At 72.1% G+C, this 16943-nt stretch carries 16 protein-coding genes; 8 read left to right on the plus strand and 8 right to left on the minus strand.

The features are described from left to right. Positions 1-18: 18 nt before the first annotated feature. Genes H7A73_RS00370 through H7A73_RS00380 form a run of 3 tightly spaced genes read left to right on the plus strand, consistent with a single transcriptional unit; the run spans position 19 to position 3940 of the window. The gene (locus tag H7A73_RS00370; RefSeq protein ID WP_182064181.1) at positions 19-1410 is read left to right on the plus strand and encodes an MFS transporter; all 1392 of its coding nucleotides are present in this window, start codon (positions 19-21) and stop codon (positions 1408-1410) included. Beyond that, positions 1407-3113, plus strand: coding sequence for a dihydroxyacetone kinase family protein (locus H7A73_RS00375; protein WP_182064182.1), 1707 nt, complete (start codon positions 1407-1409; stop codon positions 3111-3113). The genes H7A73_RS00370 and H7A73_RS00375 overlap by 4 nt, the downstream gene beginning before the upstream one ends. After that, complete coding sequence (locus H7A73_RS00380) at positions 3110-3940, plus strand: triose-phosphate isomerase family protein (RefSeq protein ID WP_182064183.1); 831 nt, start codon at positions 3110-3112, stop codon at positions 3938-3940. Before H7A73_RS00375 ends, H7A73_RS00380 begins: the two co-directional genes overlap by 4 nt. Here H7A73_RS00380 and H7A73_RS00385 read toward each other — a convergent pair. Continuing rightward, positions 3933-4775, minus strand: coding sequence for an NAD(P)H-binding protein (locus H7A73_RS00385; protein ID WP_182064184.1), 843 nt, complete (start codon positions 4773-4775; stop codon positions 3933-3935). The genes H7A73_RS00380 and H7A73_RS00385 overlap by 8 nt on opposite strands. A gap of 79 nt (positions 4776-4854) precedes the next feature. On the opposite strand from H7A73_RS00385, the gene H7A73_RS00390 reads away from it, so the two are divergent. Then, the gene (locus tag H7A73_RS00390; protein ID WP_259362631.1) at positions 4855-5607 is read left to right on the plus strand and encodes a TetR/AcrR family transcriptional regulator; all 753 of its coding nucleotides are present in this window, start codon (positions 4855-4857) and stop codon (positions 5605-5607) included. Here H7A73_RS00390 and H7A73_RS00395 read toward each other — a convergent pair. Together H7A73_RS00395 and H7A73_RS00400 are read right to left on the minus strand one after the other, a co-directional pair. Then, a complete protein-coding gene (locus H7A73_RS00395) occupies positions 5604-6275 on the minus strand; it encodes a response regulator (protein WP_182064186.1) in 672 nt (223 codons plus the stop codon). The genes H7A73_RS00390 and H7A73_RS00395 overlap by 4 nt on opposite strands. Further along, the gene (locus H7A73_RS00400; RefSeq protein ID WP_259362632.1) at positions 6272-7483 is read right to left on the minus strand and encodes a sensor histidine kinase; all 1212 of its coding nucleotides are present in this window, start codon (positions 7481-7483) and stop codon (positions 6272-6274) included. The genes H7A73_RS00395 and H7A73_RS00400 overlap by 4 nt, the downstream gene beginning before the upstream one ends. Positions 7484-7783: 300 nt before the next feature. On the opposite strand from H7A73_RS00400, the gene H7A73_RS00405 reads away from it, so the two are divergent. Then, a complete protein-coding gene (locus H7A73_RS00405) occupies positions 7784-8665 on the plus strand; it encodes a manganese catalase family protein (RefSeq protein ID WP_182064187.1) in 882 nt (293 codons plus the stop codon). 82 nt (positions 8666-8747) lie between these two features. Here the strand turns inward: H7A73_RS00405 and H7A73_RS00410 are convergent, their stop codons facing one another. From H7A73_RS00410 to H7A73_RS00425, 4 genes are all read right to left on the minus strand, one after another. After that, entirely contained in the window at positions 8748-9074 is a 327-nt protein-coding gene (locus H7A73_RS00410; RefSeq protein WP_182064188.1) for a hypothetical protein, read from the minus strand. A gap of 11 nt (positions 9075-9085) precedes the next feature. After that, a complete protein-coding gene (locus H7A73_RS00415) occupies positions 9086-9529 on the minus strand; it encodes an Hsp20/alpha crystallin family protein (RefSeq protein WP_182064189.1) in 444 nt (147 codons plus the stop codon). A gap of 109 nt (positions 9530-9638) precedes the next feature. After that, entirely contained in the window at positions 9639-10292 is a 654-nt protein-coding gene (locus tag H7A73_RS00420; RefSeq protein ID WP_259362633.1) for a helix-turn-helix domain-containing protein, read from the minus strand. After that, the gene (locus H7A73_RS00425; protein WP_182064190.1) at positions 10289-11806 is read right to left on the minus strand and encodes an APC family permease; all 1518 of its coding nucleotides are present in this window, start codon (positions 11804-11806) and stop codon (positions 10289-10291) included. The genes H7A73_RS00420 and H7A73_RS00425 overlap by 4 nt, the downstream gene beginning before the upstream one ends. Positions 11807-11999: 193 nt before the next feature. Between H7A73_RS00425 and H7A73_RS00430 the strand changes: the two genes are divergently transcribed. The 3 genes from H7A73_RS00430 to H7A73_RS00440 are packed head-to-tail and all read left to right on the plus strand — an operon-like array spanning position 12000 to position 16135. Continuing rightward, on the plus strand, positions 12000-13493 hold the full coding sequence (locus H7A73_RS00430) for an APC family permease (RefSeq protein ID WP_182064191.1): 1494 nt from the start codon (positions 12000-12002) through the stop codon (positions 13491-13493). Positions 13494-13542: 49 nt separating this feature from the next. Further along, complete coding sequence (locus tag H7A73_RS00435) at positions 13543-15564, plus strand: primary-amine oxidase (protein ID WP_182064192.1); 2022 nt, start codon at positions 13543-13545, stop codon at positions 15562-15564. Between the two features lies 1 nt (position 15565). Next, complete coding sequence (locus H7A73_RS00440; protein ID WP_182064193.1) at positions 15566-16135, plus strand: hypothetical protein; 570 nt, start codon at positions 15566-15568, stop codon at positions 16133-16135. Between the two features lie 42 nt (positions 16136-16177). Here H7A73_RS00440 and H7A73_RS00445 read toward each other — a convergent pair whose 3' ends face one another. Beyond that, positions 16178-16912: an alpha/beta fold hydrolase gene (locus H7A73_RS00445; RefSeq protein WP_182064194.1), complete on the minus strand. Its 735-nt coding sequence runs from the start codon at positions 16910-16912 to the stop codon at positions 16178-16180. Between the last annotated feature and the right edge of the window lie 31 nt (positions 16913-16943).

The following is a 16943-nucleotide window of genomic DNA, read 5'->3' on the forward strand; positions in this document are numbered from 1 at the left end:
TCGCAAAGGAGCGAACCCGTGTCACTACCCCCTGCCCCCGCGCTCGGGTCGACGAACGACCCCGGCCTGCAGTCCGCCATCGGCAAGGCGACGAAGCACCTCATGCCGATGCTCGTCATCCTGTACTTCGTCGCGTTCCTCGACCGCACGAACGTCGGCTTCGCCGAAGAGGCCCTGCGCGTCGACCGCGGCATCTCCGACGCAGCCTTCGCCCTGGGCGCCGGCATCTTCTTCATCGGCTACGCGATCTTCGAGATCCCGTCGAACCTGCTGCTCAAGCGGTTCGGTGCGCGCTTCTGGCTCGCCCGCATCGCCGTCACGTGGGGCATCGTCGCCGCACTGTTCGCCTTCACGACGAACGACACGATGTTCATCATCCTGCGGTTCATCCTGGGCGTGACCGAGGCCGGGTTGTTCCCGGGCGTGATCATGTACCTGTCCGAGTGGTTCCCGAACAAGGTGCGCGTACGCATGTTCGCGATCTTCTACCTGGCGCAGCCGTTCTCGCAGATGATCGGCGCCCCGCTGTCCGGTGGGCTGATCAGCATCGGTGACCAGGTCACCCCGTTCCACGGCTGGCAGGTCATGTTCGCCGGCGAGGGGATCCTCGCGGTGCTGGCGGGCATCGCGGCCCTGGTGTTCCTGACGAACAGCCCGCAGCAGGCGAAGTGGCTCGAACCGGGCGAGAAGGCATCGCTCACCGCGGCCATGGAGCGCGAGGACACCGCCCGCAGCGAGGACGGTCCGAAGGGCATCTGGCGCGCGATGGCGAGCGGGCGCGTCTGGTACTTCACGATCATCTACTTCTGCCTGCAGGTCGCCGTGTACGGCACGACGTTCTACCTGCCGCAGCAGGTGTCCTCGCTGCTCGGGGAGGACGTCGGTTGGCAGGTCGGTCTGGTCTCCGCGATCCCGTGGCTCGTCGGACTCGTCGCCTGCTACCTGATCGGGTCGCGTGCGGACTCCGTCGGACGCCGTCGTCGCTGGGGCACCCTGTTCTACGTCACGACCGGTCTGTCGATCCTCGGCTCGGCGTGGGCGGGTGCGAACGGGCAGCCGGTGCTCGGCATCCTGTTCATCACCCTGGCCGTCGCGAGCTTCCTGGCCGTCGGCCCGATCACCTGGGCGTACCCGACGGCGTTCCTGACCGGTGCCGCAGCCGCCGCGGGCATCGGCCTGATCAACTCGCTCGGCAACCTCGGCGGGTTCGTCGCCCCGATCATGCGCACCGCGATCAACGAGGTGGTGCCGACCGACAGCGGTGCGTTCGGCATCGTCTCGCTCGGCGTCCTGGCGTTCGTCGCCGCGGTGATGATCTTCTGCACCAGGTTCTTCCGCGGGGCCAAGGCCGACGAACTGCTCGACACCTCGCACGTCCGCACCACCGACCCGAAGGGCAGCAAGCGATGACCAGACTGTTCAACGACCCGGCGGACTTCGCCGACGAGGCGACCGACGGCTTCGTCGCCGCGAACGAGCGGTGGGTGCGGAAGGTGCACGGCGGGGTCGCCCGTTCCACCACGAGCCCCGACGGCACCGTCGCGGTCGTGATCGGCGGGGGCTCGGGCCACTACCCCGCGTTCGGCGGACTGGTCGGGCACGGCCTGGCCGCGGGTGCGGCGATGGGCAACCTGTTCGCCAGCCCGAGCGCCCAGCAGGTGGCCGGTGTCGCGCGGGCTGCCGAGCACGGCGGTGGTGTGCTGCTCAGCTACGGCAACTACGCCGGTGACGTCCTGAACTTCGACGCCGCGGCGCGCACGCTCGAGGCCGACGGCATCCCGGTCCGGACGGTCCGCGTCACCGACGACGTGACGAGCGCCCCGGCCGACGACCGCGCGAAGCGCCGCGGCATCGCGGGCGACCTCTGCGTCTTCAAGGTCGCCGGCGCCGCCGCCGAGCGCGGGGACGACCTCGACACGGTCACCGCCGTCGCCGAGCGGGCGAACGACCGGACGCGTAGCTTCGGCGTCGCCTTCTCCGGGTGCTCGCTGCCGGGTGCCGAGGAACCCCTGTTCACGGTGCCCGAGGGGCGGATGGCGATCGGCATGGGCATCCACGGCGAGCGTGGCATCGACGAGACGGACGTGCCCACCGCGGACGGCCTGGCCGAGCTGCTGGTGTGCCGGCTGCTCGACGAACTGCCCGACGGCGTGGCACTCGAGGGCCAGCGGGTGGTCCCGATCCTGAACGGCCTGGGCTCGGTCAAGTACGAGGAGCTCTTCGTCGTCTACCGCTCGGTGCAGCAGCGGCTGGCGGACGCCGGGGTCGTCATCGTGGAGCCCGAGGTCGGCGAACTCGTCACGAGCTTCGACATGGCCGGGGTCTCCCTGACGCTGTTCTGGCTCGACGACGAGCTCGAGGAACTCTGGGCAGCACCCGCGGACACCCCCGCCTACCGCAAGGGTGGTGCGGTCGCCGAACAGCGCGTCGACCCGTCCACCGTGGCGGCGGACGCCGAGGGCGTCGGCATCGGCCCGGCGACCGACGAGTCACGCGCGGTCGCCGAGCGGGTCGCCGCCGGGTTCGCCGCGGTCCGCGCCGTCCTCGACGAGCACGCCGACGAGCTCGGCCGCGTCGACGCCGTGGCCGGCGACGGCGACCACGGCATCGGGATGCAGCGCGGATCGCACGCCGCCGACGTCGCAGCCGCCGACGCGGTCACCCGCGGTGCCGGTGCCGGCACCGTCCTGCTGGTCGCCGCGGACGCGTGGTCCGACAAGGCCGGCGGTACGTCCGGTGCGATCTGGGGTGCCGCCCTGGAGGCACTGGGTCGCGTGGTCGGGGACGACTCGCGTCCGTCGGGTGCCACCGTCGCGCAGGGGGTCCGCGCGGCCACCGAGGCCGTGCTCGCGTTCGGGGCCACCGTCGGTGACAAGACGATGGTGGACGCGCTGGTGCCGTTCGACGAGATGCTCCGCACCCGGCTCGACGCAGGCGCCGCGCTGGCCGAGGCCTGGGGCGACGCCGTCCGTGCCGCCCGCGAAGCCGCGGACGCCACGGAGTCCCTCGTGCCGAAGATGGGCCGGGCGCGGACGCACGCCGACCAGGCCGTCGGCACCGCGGACCCCGGTGCACTGTCCTTCGCCCTCGTCGTGGAGACGGTCGCCCCGTGATCACCGTCGGGGTGTCGCTGAAGACGTACTTCTCGCACGCCCGGACGCTGTCGTGGGCGGCCGAGGTCGCGGACATCGCTCGGCGACACCCCGCGGTGCGCTCGGGTGCTGCGTCGCTCTTCGTGGCGCCGACGTTCCCGGCGCTCGTCCCGGTGCGTGACCTGCTCGAAGGCTCCGGTGTGCAGCTCGCCGCGCAGGACCTGTCGTGGGCCGACGCGGGCGCGTTCACCGGCGAGGTCTCCGGCGCCGAACTGCGGGAGATCGGCGTCGACCTGGTCGAGATCGGGCACGCCGAACGGCGTTCCCTGTTCCACGAGGACGACGCGACGATCGCGGGGAAGGTGCACGCGGCGTTCCGCAACCACCTGCGTCCGCTCGTCTGCGTCGGGGAGCCGGACCGGGCCTCTCCCCACGAGCTCGGCCGTCACGCTGCTCCGCAAGCTCCGCAGCGCGCCGGAACCGGCTCGCGTGGGCCCGATCCGACCGAGGCCGTGGCGGCGGTGACCGCGCAGCTCGACCGGGCCGTCTCGACCGCCGTCGCGGACGGTCTCGCCGGACCCCTGACCGTCGCCTACGAACCGGTGTGGGCGATCGGCGCACCGGCCCCCGCACCGGACGACCACATCGTGGCGGTGCTCGCCGGGATCGAGCAGCACCTCGCCACCCGGCCCGAGCTGCACGGCAGCACCGTCCTCTACGGGGGCAGCGCCGGACCCGGGCTGCTCACCCGGGGGCAGGGGCGGATCGGCGGGCTGTTCCTCGGACGGTTCGCCCACGACCCCGCCGCGGTCGAGGCGATCCTCGACGAGGTCGCGGCGCTCAACTGAGCTGGTCGCGAACCGGCCGTGGGGCGCGACCGAGCAGCTCGCCGAGCAGCGGATCGGTGCCGGCGAACAGGCCCCGCTCGGCGGCCTGGTACATGCCGAGCAGGAACCCGACCATGTGCGGGTCCTGCCCCGCTGCCAGCGCACGGGCACGCCACTCGTCCTCGCCCAGGGCCTCGAACCCGATCGTCCGGCCGGACACCTCGGACGCCTGCCGAGCCAGGTCGGCGAAGGTCGGTGCGTCCGGAGCGGTGAGCGTCACCGGCCCGTCGAACGGCTGATCGGAGAGCAGGATCGCGGCGGCTGCCTCGGCGGCGTCCTCCCGGGCGGTCCACGACACCGGGCCGTTGACGGGGACGGACACCGTGCCGGTCTCCTGCCACGGGCCCGTCATCCAGGCGGCGCTGTGCGCGTAGAAGCCGTTCCGCAGGCTGGTCCACGGCAGCCCGGAGTCGCGGAGCAGGTCCTCGGTGGCGGCGTGGTGCGCTGCCGGTACGAAGGGCGAACCGTGTGCGGCACCCTGGTGGCTCGTGTACAGGATCCGGCCGACGCGGGCGTCGACGGCTGCGTCGACCGCAGCACGGTGCAGTGCGACGGCGTCGGCGGCCGGGTCGCTCGACGAGACGAGCAGGAGCTGGTCGGCGCTCGCGAAGGCTGCCGGCAGGGTCTCCGGTTCGGCGTAGTCGCCTCGGCGGACCTCGACGCCGCGGTCGGCGAACCGCCGTGCTCGGGCTGGATCACGGGTCACCACCGCCAGGTCGGACGGCGCGAGGTGCTCGAGCAGGTGGTCGGCGGTGGCGCCGTTGAGGGCTCCGGTGGCCCCGGTGATGACGATCATGACTTCTCCGTATCGGTGGAAACAGCGAGGTGGTATCGCTGGTAACACGGTGATAGCACAGATCCGTTATCGTTGTTCCGTGATCGAGCCGGGAAGCCAGCGTGACGAGACGCGTTCGCGCATCGTCGAGGTCGCCGGCACCATGCTGCGTGAAGGCGGTGCCGCGGCGGTGACCACGCGGGCGGTCGCGGACGGCGCAGGCGTCCAGGCACCCACCATCTACCGGCTGTTCGGCGACAAGGACGGTCTGCTCGAAGCGGTCGCCGAGCACGCGATGGCAAGGTTCTCGGCGACGAAGGCCGACGCCGTCCGGGCTGCCCGTGACGAGGCGACCGACCCCGTCGAGGACCTGCGCACCGGGTGGTCGATGACGATCGGCTTCGGGCTGGCGAACCCCGACCTGTTCGTGCTGTTGAGCGACCCGGAGCGCGGCCGTCGCTCGGCAGCCGCCCGCGCCGGGACCGCGCTGCTCGCCGAGCGCATCCGGCGGGTGGCCGAGGCCGGACGACTGGCCGTGCCGGAGCGCCGCGCAGTCGAGCTCGTGCACGCTGCCGGCACCGGTGCGGTGCTCGCGATCCTGGCCGCTCCGGCGGACGAGCGGGACCCGTCACTCGCTGATGACGTCCTCGAGGCCGTGCTCGGGCGGATCCTCGTGTCGAGCGGGTCGACGACGGACGACTTCGACGCGGACCCGGGCGGTCAGGGCCGGGGCCGTGACGCCGTGACGAGCGCCGCGATCACCCTCCGTGCCGCAGCGCCCCGGCTCGATCGACTGTCGACAGCCGAGCGGACGATGCTCGCGGAGTGGCTCGACCGGATCGCCGCGGACTAGTCCTCGCGGGTGCCCGCCAGCCCGTGGTCGTGTGCGTAGACGACGAGCTGCACCCGGTCGCGCAGCGACAGCTTGCCGAGGATGCTCGAGATCTGGGTCTTCACCGTCGACTCGGTGACGTACTCCCTGGTGGCGATCTCGGCGTTCGACAGGCCACGGGACGCCCACCCGAACACGACGCGCTCCCGCTCGGTCAGGGTCGCGAACTCCGGCGGCTGCGGTGCCGGGGCCCGCGCCACGTCGGTGCCGAACAGCTGCGCGAGGTCGTTCGGTGCGATGACCGAGCTGCCCTCGTGCACGGCCCGCACCGCGGCGAACAGGAACGGCGGCGTGGTGTCCTTGAGCAGGAACCCGCTGGCGCCGAGCCGGATCGCGGTCGCCGCCGCCGGGTCGAGCCCGAAGGTGGTGAGCACGACGACGCGCGGCAGCGGACCCGGCACGGCGCCGGAGTAGAGCTGTCGGACGGTCTCCACGCCGTCCATGCCGGCCATCCGCATGTCGAGCAGCACCACGTCGGGGCGCACCTCGGGGATGCGTGCGAGCGCTTCGGCCCCGTCGGAGGCCTCACCGACCACGCGCATGTCGTCCTGGGCGTCGAGCACCACTCGGAGCCCCGCGCGGAACAGCGCCTGGTCGTCGGTGAGCAGGATCCTGATCGGTTCGGTCATCGGACGGGGCCCCCTTGGACGTCGAACGGGATGCGGGCGCGTGCCGTGAACACGTCGTCCAGCACGGCGGCGTCGAACGACCCACCGAGGGCGCCGAGGCGCGAGTCCATGCCGTCGATCCCGCGGCCCGAGCCGGCGGTGGTGCCGTCGCCGGCGACGTTCTCGACCTCGAGCACCAGGTCGGCGTTCCGCCAGGTCTCCCGCACGACGACGGGGTTGCCGGGGGCGCCGTGGCGCAGGGCGTTCGTGAGCATCTCCTGCAGCACACGACGGGCTGCCGTGCCGGTGTCCGGGCGCAGGGCCAACGGAACGCCGCGCACCGTGCGGTCGACGTCGACCCCGGCGTCGCGGATGCCCTGCACGATCTCCTCGAGCGAGCCCGGCCCGGTCGCCTCGGCGGAGCCGTCGATGTGCCCGAGGACCTGCCGGACCTCGACCAGGGAACTCCGGGCGGTGCTGGCGATGGTGGCGCTGACCGCTCGGATGCGCGCCTCGTCGTCGAGGAACGGCACCGAGTCGGCCTGCGCGATGATCACGGCGAGCGAGTGGCCGACGACGTCGTGCACGTCGCGGGCGATGTCGGCGCGGATGCGTTCGGACTCGGCGACGTCGATGGCGCGGGTGGCGGTGGCCTCGGCCTCGGTGGCGACGGCCTCGGCACGCGATGCTGCGGCCTCGGCGTCGGCACGGCGCTCCGACTCGCGGTCGCGGGAGCGGAAGGCCCGGACGGCGACCCCGCCCGCCCAGACCCCGAGCAGCGCGGTCACCGGGGCGGCCATCGCCAGGAACGCCTGGTCGCGCGGGCCGTTGATGAGCACGAGGAACCGGAAGCCGGTCGACGCCAGGTAGACCGTCGCACCCGCCCCGGCGACGACCGCGAGCACGCCGGAGACGACGACCTCGGTGCGGGTGCCCACGACGGCGGCGGTGCCGATCACGACGAACATCGCGAGGTCCACCAGCGACGGGCGCTCGCCGCCGCCGACCTGGACCACGCCGAGGACGACGACCATCGCCATCGCGGCGGACGGGGAGATGCGACGCAGGGCGATCGCCACAGAGGCCGACAGCACCGCGGCGAGGCTCGCGTGCTCGAGCTCGAGGTCGATGGGCAGCAGGAAGACGAACGCCGCCAGGACCGCCCAGGCCACGTCGACGACGATCGACCGGGTGGCGAGCGGCCGGAGGAACCTGCCCCGTTCGGTCACGAGAGCGATCCTCCCATGCCGTACCGGCGTCACGCGGGCGGCGTCATGGCCATGAGTGCGATGACGGTGGCGACCACGATCGCCGCGCAGAGCAGCAGGGTGGCGATCATGTGCTTGGTCGAGGTCTGCATGCTCCCAGCCTGCGCAACCGGACGGCCGACGGCATCGGGCGGTCGACCGAAGGGCCTCGTCCTGCCGGGTGAAGCCGATCCGCGCGATCCGGCCACCTTGGACCGCCGCTCAGTACCCCCGGCGAACCATCGGCCGTGCAATCGCTCGATCGAGACGAAGGAGCACGAGTTGTACTTCCACAAGCAGGAACTCCAGTTCAAGTCGACACCCGACAAGCCGGATGCCGTGTACGCCCGCAAGCTGCAGGAGGTGCTCGGCGGCCAGTACGGAGAGATCTCCGTCGCGCTGCAGTACCAGTTCCAGGCCTGGAACATGCACATCCCCGGCAAGTACCGCGACATGGTGTTCGGCATCGGCGCCGAGGAGATGGGCCACGTCGAGATGCTCGCGACGATGATCGCGCAGCTGCTCGAGAAGTCCCCGCTCGGCATCACCGAGGACGCGCTGCAGGACGATCCCACGGTCGCCGCGATCGTCGGTGGTACCGACGTCCAGCACGCGATCGTCGCCGGTGCGGGTGCCCGTCCGGTGGACAGCAACGGCAACCCCTGGCAGGGCTCCTACATCACCGCCAGCGGCAACCTGCTCGCCGACTTCACGGCGAACGAGAACGCCGAGATGCAGGGTCGAGTGCAGGCCGCCCGGCTCTACCACATGACCGACGACCACGGCGTGCGGGACCTGCTGTCCTTCCTCATCGCCCGCGACACCATGCACCAGAACATGTGGGCGACCGCCGCTGCCGAGCTGCGCGAGAAGGGCGTCGAGGGCTTCCCCGTGCCGAGCAACTTCCCGCAGTCGAAGGAGAACCAGGAGGTCAACTACCAGTACCTCAACTTCTCCGACGGTGCCGAGGCGGGGAACGGTCCCTGGGCGAGCGGTCCCTCGTTCGACGGCAAGGGCGAGTACTCGTACCACGACGGCCCGACGACCTCGGTCCCGATGCCCCCGCCCACGCACCCCGACGTCCGGCTCTACGGCACCACCGAGCTGCCGAACGTCGTCGAGAAGACGGCCGGCCTGGTGCAGGACAAGCTGAACAAGGAGTAGTCCCGACGGTCGCCCACGCGACCGACGGAACGACCGGAGGCCCGGCGCACGACGTGCACCGGGCCTCCGGTCCGTCAGGTGGTCACCGCACCGACGGGGCGGACCCGCCCACGGTCATCAGCGCCCCCGTCTCGGGTTCTTCGTCGCGTGGTGCCTCGAAGATGCCCGAGTAGGCGCGGACCGCGCTCCACCCCGCGATCAGCAGGGCCGTGCCGAGGACCGCCGCGACCCAGGGGGCCAGGAGCGACTGCTCGAAGAGCCGTGGCGCGGCGACCCAGGCCAGGAACGTGCCGGTCAGGCTGCCGGCGGCCCCGAGCAGCACGGCGGTGCGCCGGTCCAGGCTCGTCAGCGCGAGCGCCGCGGTGACGACGAGGACCGCCACCACCGCGTTCAGCAGGACGGACGTCATCGCTCAGCTCCTCACTCGGCGGCGGCGCCGGAACCGACCGCGAGCTGCTCGGATCCGCCACCGACGGTGACGGCGATCTTGCGCGGCTTCGCGGACTCCTTGACGGGGATCGTGACGCTCAGCACGCCGTTGTCGTACCCGGCGGTGATGCGCTCGGCGTCCAGGCCGTCGCCGAGCGTCAGCTGCCGGACGAACGTGCCGGGCTGGCGCTCGCGTGTGAGCCACTGCGACCCCTCGGGTGCTCCCAGGGTGCGCTCGGCGCGGATGGTCAGGACGGAGCCGTCCACGTCGATGTCGACGGAGCCCGGGTCGATGCCGGGCAGGTCGACGTCGAGGACGTAGTGGTCCCCGGTGCGGTACAGGTCCATCGGCATCGAGCGCGGGCCGGCGGCGGTGCCGAGGAGCGAACCCGCGAGTCGGTCGAGCTCGCGGAACGGATCGAAGTTCATCGTCATCGGAATCAACTCCTTCGTGGTTCTCGTTGAGTCCCCTCGACTCAACTGCCACCGTTTTAGCACTCGACCCTGGTGAGTGCCAAAAGATCGCTCGGAGGACGCCGAGAGCTCAGCCGAGCAGGGGCTCGAGCCGCGCGACCGCCGTCCGCAGGTGCACCAGGGCCTGGCCAGGAGACTCCACCCGGGCCGCGGGCGCGGACAACGTCAGCCCCGCCACGAGCTCACCGCGCTCGCCGCGGACGGGCAGGGCCAGGCACCCGAAGCCCCGCACGAAGGCGCCGACCTGCGACGCCGAGGCGCCGCCGCCGGCGTGCAGCCGCCCCATCGCACTCGACCCGGGTGCCGATCGCAGGGCGGTCGCGTCGAGGAGCGGGAAGTCCGGGTCGACGTCGACGTCGCAGATCCCGTCGGCGTCGTACCGGGCCAGGTGCACCCCGGCGCGGACCGCCGAGCGCACGTCGGACAGCACAGACCGGACGGCGCGGGGGAGTGGTGGGACCGACGGGGCCGTGGCCGGGGCGACGCCGGCGAGCTCCGAGACCTTGTGCCCGAGTGCGAAGCCGCGCAGGTCCGGCAGCCGCACCAGGTACTCGTCCTCCACGAGCAGCGTGATGAGCCGGTAGGTGGTCGCCCGCGGCATCCCGAGCGCGTCCGAGATCTGCTGAGCGGTGACGCCGGGCCCGGCGTGCGCGACCGCCTCGAGCACCGCGAGGGCGTTCTGGATCGCCTTCGGCTGCCGCGCGCGGAGACCGGGTTCGCTCACCGCACCCCCGTCCCGTGGCCGGGTCCGGCGGACGGCCGGGAGGCGCCCAGCAGGTCCGCCTCGACCGGCACGTCGTACACCGCCCGGCTCCGACCCCGTCGCCAGGGTCGCCGACGGGTCGCCACCAGGAACGCGACGACGACCGCGGTGACCACCCCGACGGCGAGGACGACGGCCGGCCATCGGGGCGACGCGGCCTCGACCCCGGCGTAGGTGAGCAGCACGGCGGTGAGCAGGACGCCGGTCGTCACCGCGGTGGTCGCCACCCCCGTCGTCAACTCGCCGATGCGTCGCAGGAACACCGGAGCCGCGAAGCACGTCATCGCGTACGCCGTCAGGTACCCGAGTGCCGCGACGACCAGTTCGGCCTCCATCAGGGACCAGGTCGGGATGCCGGTGAGGAGCCCGAGGACCGGCAGCGCGGTCAGCACCGAGCACGCCAGCACGCCCGCGACGAAGGGTGTCAGGAACCGTGGCGACGCCCGCCCGAGCGCTGCGGGCAGCACCCCTTCACGGCCCATCGCGAAAAGCACGCGGACGAGCGCCGTCGTCGAGGCGATCGCGCACGCGGCGAACGAGGCGGCGATCCCGAGGTCGAGCGCCCACCCGACCCACTGCATGCCGAAGGCCGTGGCGAGCTCGTTGACCGGCGACGCGCTCGTGGCGAGGTCGGTGCCGATCGCGGCGAACCCGGTCTGCTGGGCGGCAGCGCTCACGACGTAGAGCACGCCCGCGACCAGGACGGTCCACGAGATCGCGCGGGGGATCGCCTGGAACGGGCGCCGTGCCTCCACGCCGAGCACCGACGCGCTCTCGAACCCGACGAAGGCGGTGACCGCGAGCGCCGTGCCCACCGCGAAGGGTGCCGGCGCGGTCGGGCCGAGTGCGAGGGCGGACGTGTCGACGGGCTGCAGGCGTGCGACCAGGGCGACGATCAGCACGACGATGACGGCGACGGACAGGGTCTCGACGAGCAGGGTGAGGCGCGTCGACAACCGGACGCCGAGGGCGATGACGGCGAACACCGCGGCGCCCATGGCGGTGATCACCACGACCGTGACCAGGGAGCCGGTGCCGGCCGTCGGGACGAACCGGGACAGCAGGTAGTCGAGGTAGTAGCCGCTGCCGGTGAGCGAGAACATCGCGATGAACCCGTAGCCGAGCAGCAGTGCGGCGCCCGCGACCACACCGGCCACCGGCCCCAGGCCGAGCGAGACGTAGGTGTAGAGCGAGCCGGTGCCCGCCACGCGTCGGACGAACTGGTTCACGGTGCGTCCGACCAGGAACGACAGCGCCATCGCGGCGAGCAGGGACCACGTCGCGCCCTGCCCGGCGACGGTCGCGACGAGCACCGGGATCGTGGTGGCCGCCGCCGACGGTGCGACCGCGGACACCGACTGCGCCAGCACGTCGACCGGGCCGACGCTCCGCCGGGACAGTCCGTCGACGGGGGAGCGCGTGCCGATGCCCGGCACCCGTGGCGGGTCGGCGATGGCACGGTCGAGCGCGGTCATGCGGCAACGGTACGGGGGCTGCGTTGCCCCGGTGTCTCGGTCGTGTTTCGCGGTGGTCTCGGGTAAATGAGACGCCTCGCCCGGGCCGTCCCATTCGGGTGCGTGCGGGTTTCACACCCGTGGAACGGGGGCGCAACGGTGGCGCGGGACCGTGGTCCCACCCCGACCCAGTCACCCGAACCGGAAGGCCACGATGTCCAGCATCACGAAGGACCCCGCGTCACTCGGAGCCGTACCCGCACCGCAGCGGACCATGCGCGGCTCGCTCGGCGTCACCGCGATCGTGTTCATGGTCGTCGCGGCCGCCGCCCCGCTCACCGTCGTCGGCGGCGCCGCCCCGCTGGGCATGCTGCTCGGCAACGGCGTCGGGTTCCCGTCGCTCTACGCCGCGTCCGCCGTGATCCTGCTGCTGTTCTCGGTGGGGCTGGCGGCGATGACCCGGCACCTGCCACGACCCGGCGCCTTCTTCACGTTCGTGGGCCACGGGCTCGGTCGTCCGGCCGGTGCGGGGGCGGCCACCCTGGCGCTGCTGACCTACACGACGATCCAGGTCAGCGTGCACGGCTACATCGGGTACCTGCTCGGGGTGACCGTCACGGGCCTCGGCGGGCCGGACGTCCCCTGGTACGTGTGGTCCCTGGTCGTCGTGGCGCTCGTCGGGGTGCTCGGGTACCGGCACATCGACCTGTCCAGCAAGGTCCTCGGCGTCCTGCTCGTCGGTGAGGTCGGGATCGTGCTCGTCCTGGTGGCCGCGATCGTGTTCCGCGGCGGTGCCGACGGGCTCTCGCTCGCGCCGTTCGCACCGACCCACGTCATGTCCGGCTCGCCCGGCGTCGGCCTCATGTTCGCCATCGCGGCGTTCATCGGGTTCGAGGCCACCGCGATCTTCCGTGACGAGGCGAAGGACCCGGAGCGCACGATCCCGCGGGCCACCTACACCGCCGTCATCGGCATCGGGGTGTTCTACACGCTGGCGTCGTGGGGACTCGTGATGGCCTGGGGTCCGGACGGCGTGCTCGCCGAGGCCGCGAAGGACCCGGGCGCCCTCATCCTCACCACGGCGGCGCGCTACATCGGCACCGCGGGTGAGGCCGTCCTGAACGTGCTGCTGCTCACGAGCATGTTCGCCTGCGTCCTGTCCTTCCACAACGTCATCACCCGGTACCAGCACTCGATGGCGAACGCCTCGCTCCTGCCCGGTCGTCTCGGCACCGTGCACCGCAAGCACGAGTCGCCGCACACCTCGAGCATCGTGCAGACGGTCACCGCCGCCGTGCTCATGGTCCTGTTCGCCGTCCTCGGCCTCGACCCGGTCCTGCAGGTCTTCAGCTGGTTCGCCGGTGTCGCCACCCTTGGCGTGGCGATCCTGATGGCCGCGACGAGCCTCGCCGTCATCGTCTACTTCCGTCGGAACCGCGCCGACCGCCGCATCTGGAACACCGTCATCGCCCCCGTCCTCGGGTTCGTCGGGCTCGTCGCCTCGGCCGTTCTGATCTGGGCGAACTTCCCGACGCTCGTCGGCGACGTCGACGGTTCCGGAGCGAGCGTCTTCGGTGTCGTCAGCACCGTGCTCACCGGCCTCGTCGTGGTCGTGCCCGCCGTCGGCGTGCTGCAGGCCGTGGTGCTGCGTCGGCGCGACCGCCGCCGCTACGACCAGATGCTCGATCGTCTCGCCAGCGACGGCTGACCGACCCACCCGACCCGCGCCTCCAGACCGAACCGAAGGAACCACCAGCATGACCCTCACCGATCCCGTCACCGCCACCACCCACCCGCTCGCGAACCTGAGCCCTGACGAGTTCACCACCGTCCGCGACGTCGTCACGGCGCAGCCGGACTGGACCGACACCACGCGCTTCGTCTACGTCGGCCTCGACGAGCCGCACAAGCAGCAGGTCCTGGCCTGGCAGGCCGGCGACGGCCCCCTGCCGGACCGCCGCGCCCGCGTGATGCTCCTCGACATGGCGACCGGACGTTCCACCGACGGCGTCGTCTCGATCACCGACCGGACCGTCCTGTCCACCGACGTGCTCGACGGGTCCCGCGGACAGCTGCCCGTCCTCATCGAGGAGTTCGACGCCGTCGGCGAGATCGCGAACGCGGACGAGCGCTGGGTCGCCGCCCTGGCGAAGCGCGGCCTGACGCCGGACGAGGTGAAGTGCGTCCCGCTCTCGGCCGGGTACTACGACTACCCCGAGGAAGCGGGGCGCCGGATCCTCCGCGTGCTCGCCTTCCGCCAGGACCACCCCGCCGACCACGTCTGGGCGCACCCGGTGGACGGCTTGTCCGTGTACGTCGACGCCGCCAACCGCGCCGTGACCCGCATCGTGGACGTCGCGGAGATGCCCGTGCCCGCCACGTCCGGCAACTTCGACGACCCGGCGATGCAGGGCGAACCGCTCGACCTCAAGCCGATCGTCATCACGCAGCCCGAGGGGCCGTCGTTCTCGGTCGACGGTGAGTTCGTCGAGTGGGCGAACTGGCGGTTCCAGGTCGGGTTCGACGCCAGAGAGGGGCTCGTGCTCCGGCAGCTGTCGTGGCAGGACGGCGCGCGGCTGCGGCCGATCGTCTACCGGGCCTCGATCGACGAGATGCTCGTGCCCTACGGCGACCCGTCGCCGGTGCGGTTCTGGCAGAACTACTTCGACACCGGCGAGTACCTGTTCGGACGCTTCACCAACTCGCTCGAGCTCGGCTGCGACTGCGTCGGCGAGATCAAGTACTTCGACGCCGTCCTCGCCGACGAGCTCGGCAACCCGCAGACCATCCGCAACGGCATCTGCATGCACGAGGAGGACTTCGGCACGCTGTGGAAGCACGGGGACATCTACACCGGGTCGCAGGAGGTCCGGCGCTCACGTCGGCTGGTGATCTCGTTCTTCACCACCGTCGGCAACTACGACTACGGGTTCTACTGGTACCTGTACCTCGACGGCACGATCGAGTGCGAGGCGAAGCTCACCGGCGTCCTCTTCACCTCGTCGTACCCGGGTCGGACGGAGTCCGGTGCGGACTACCCGTACGCCTCCGAGGTCGCGCCCGGCCTCGGCGCCCCGTACCACCAGCACCTGTTCTCGGCACGGCTGGACATGATGGTCGACGGGCTGTCGAACGCGGTGGACGAAGTCGACGCCGTCCGGGTCCCCGTCGGCCCGGGCAACGAGCACGGCAACGCGTTCACGAAGTCGGTCACCCGGCTGTCGTCCGAGTCGACCTCCGGCCGTCTCGCCGACGCGTCGAAGGCCCGGACGTGGTTCATCTCGAACACCGAGGAGCGCAACCACCTCGACCGCCCGACCGGGTACGTGCTGTACCCGCGGGACGCCCCGGTGCTGCTCGCGGACGACTCGTCGTCGGTGGCCGCACGCGCCGAGTTCGCACGGAAGCACCTCTATGTGACGCAGTACGACCCGGCCGAGCGCTTCGCCGCCGGTGACTTCGTGCACCAGAACCCCGGCGGGGACGGTGTCGCCCGGTACGTGCAGGGTGACCGTCCGCTCGACGGCGAGGACATCGTGCTGTGGCACACCTTCGGCCCCACGCACTTCCCCCGGCCCGAGGACTGGCCCGTCATGCCCGTCGACTACGCCAAGTTCACGCTCAAGCCATACGGGTTCTTCCCGCGGAACCCGGCCCTGAACGTGCCGGCGTCGATCGGGGCGGCGGCCGGGTCGCACTGCTCGCACCACGTCTCCGGCGCCGTCGAGGCCGCACACGACGCAGCCGAGCACCAGCACGACCACGGGGACGGGCGCTGACGTGACCGATGTGCTCGGGCTCGCGGCCATCGTGCCGGCGTCGGCCGGGGCCTGCTGCACGGTCGGGGCATGGCGCCCCGGCCGTGCGGTCGACGTGGTCGCCGCGGTCGCGATGGTGGCGGCGATGGTCGACGGGGCGTTCGGACCCCGGGTCCTGCCGGGTGTCCTGTGGTTCCTGGTGCTGGCGTTCCTCGCCGTGGTGGTCGCCGGGGTGCACCGGTTGCAGTCCACGTCCGCCTGGAGGCGCGGGTCGGCTCAGCAGCCGGGTGCGGCCTCCGCACACGGCCGGTACGGGCGACTGCACGCTGCCCTGGGCCTGCTCGTGATGGGCGCGATGGGCGCGATGGGTGTCGGCATGGCGCACGACGCCGGCGCCGCGGGGATGCACCAGCACCTCGGGGTGGTCGCGGTGACGTGGCAGGTGGTGCTGGGCGGGTTGACCCTCGGGTACCTGGTGCTCACCGTCCACATGCTCCGTGACGGCGTCCGGCGACGTTCGCGTCCGCTGCCGCTGGTCGAGACCCTGGCGATGGGGGTCGCGGTCGCGGTGATGTCCGCGGCGATGGTCTGAGGCGCATGTCGCGTGCCGCGTGCCGGTGGTGGTCCGTCCTGCTCAGCGCGCGAGGAACGGGTCGATGACCGCCCACGTCGCGTCGGGGGCCTCGAGGTGGGGCAGGTGCCCTGCGGCCGGGACCTCGGCGAACACCGCACCCGGCACGGCCGCTGCCACCGCGCGTCCGTACGCCGGGGTCACGACCCGGTCGCTCGCGCCGAACACGACGAGCGTCGGCACCCGCACGGCCCCGAGTCGACCGAGCAGGGTCGGGTCGCTCATCGACCGGCCGGCGACGACCGCCATGGTCTGCCCGTTCGACCGCTGCACCGCCCGTTGCTCCTCGGTGACGGACGCCGGGTCCTGGTACCCCCGCTCGGGATCGTGCCAGGCGACCTCGGCCAGCCCGCGGGCATCGAGGGCGAAGAAGTCGGCGATCGGTTCGCCCTCGACGACCGCACCCACGCCGTCGATGTCGACGACGGCGCCGACGACCCCGGCGAACCGGTCGTCGGCAGCAGCCTGGACGGCCATCTCGAGGGCGATCCAGCCGCCGATGGAGGACCCGACCACCACGACGTCCTGCTCCCCGGCGGTGACGAGCTGCTCGAGGTACGCGGTCGCCAGGGCCGGGACGGAGTCGATGCCGTCCGGGCGCGGGGTGCCGTCCCACCCGGGGTGCGTCGGGGCGACGACGTTGAAGGCGGGTGCGAGGTGCGCGACGATCGGCGCGACGGTCCGGGGGCCACCGCCGCCGTGCAGGACGAGCGCGGTGCGGGTGTAGGTGTCGGTCATGGGGACTCCGTATCAACATCTTTATCTACGA

The sequence above is a fragment of the Curtobacterium sp. ME12 genome, assembly GCF_903970855.1.
Lineage (GTDB): Bacteria > Actinomycetota > Actinomycetes > Actinomycetales > Microbacteriaceae > Curtobacterium > Curtobacterium poinsettiae_A.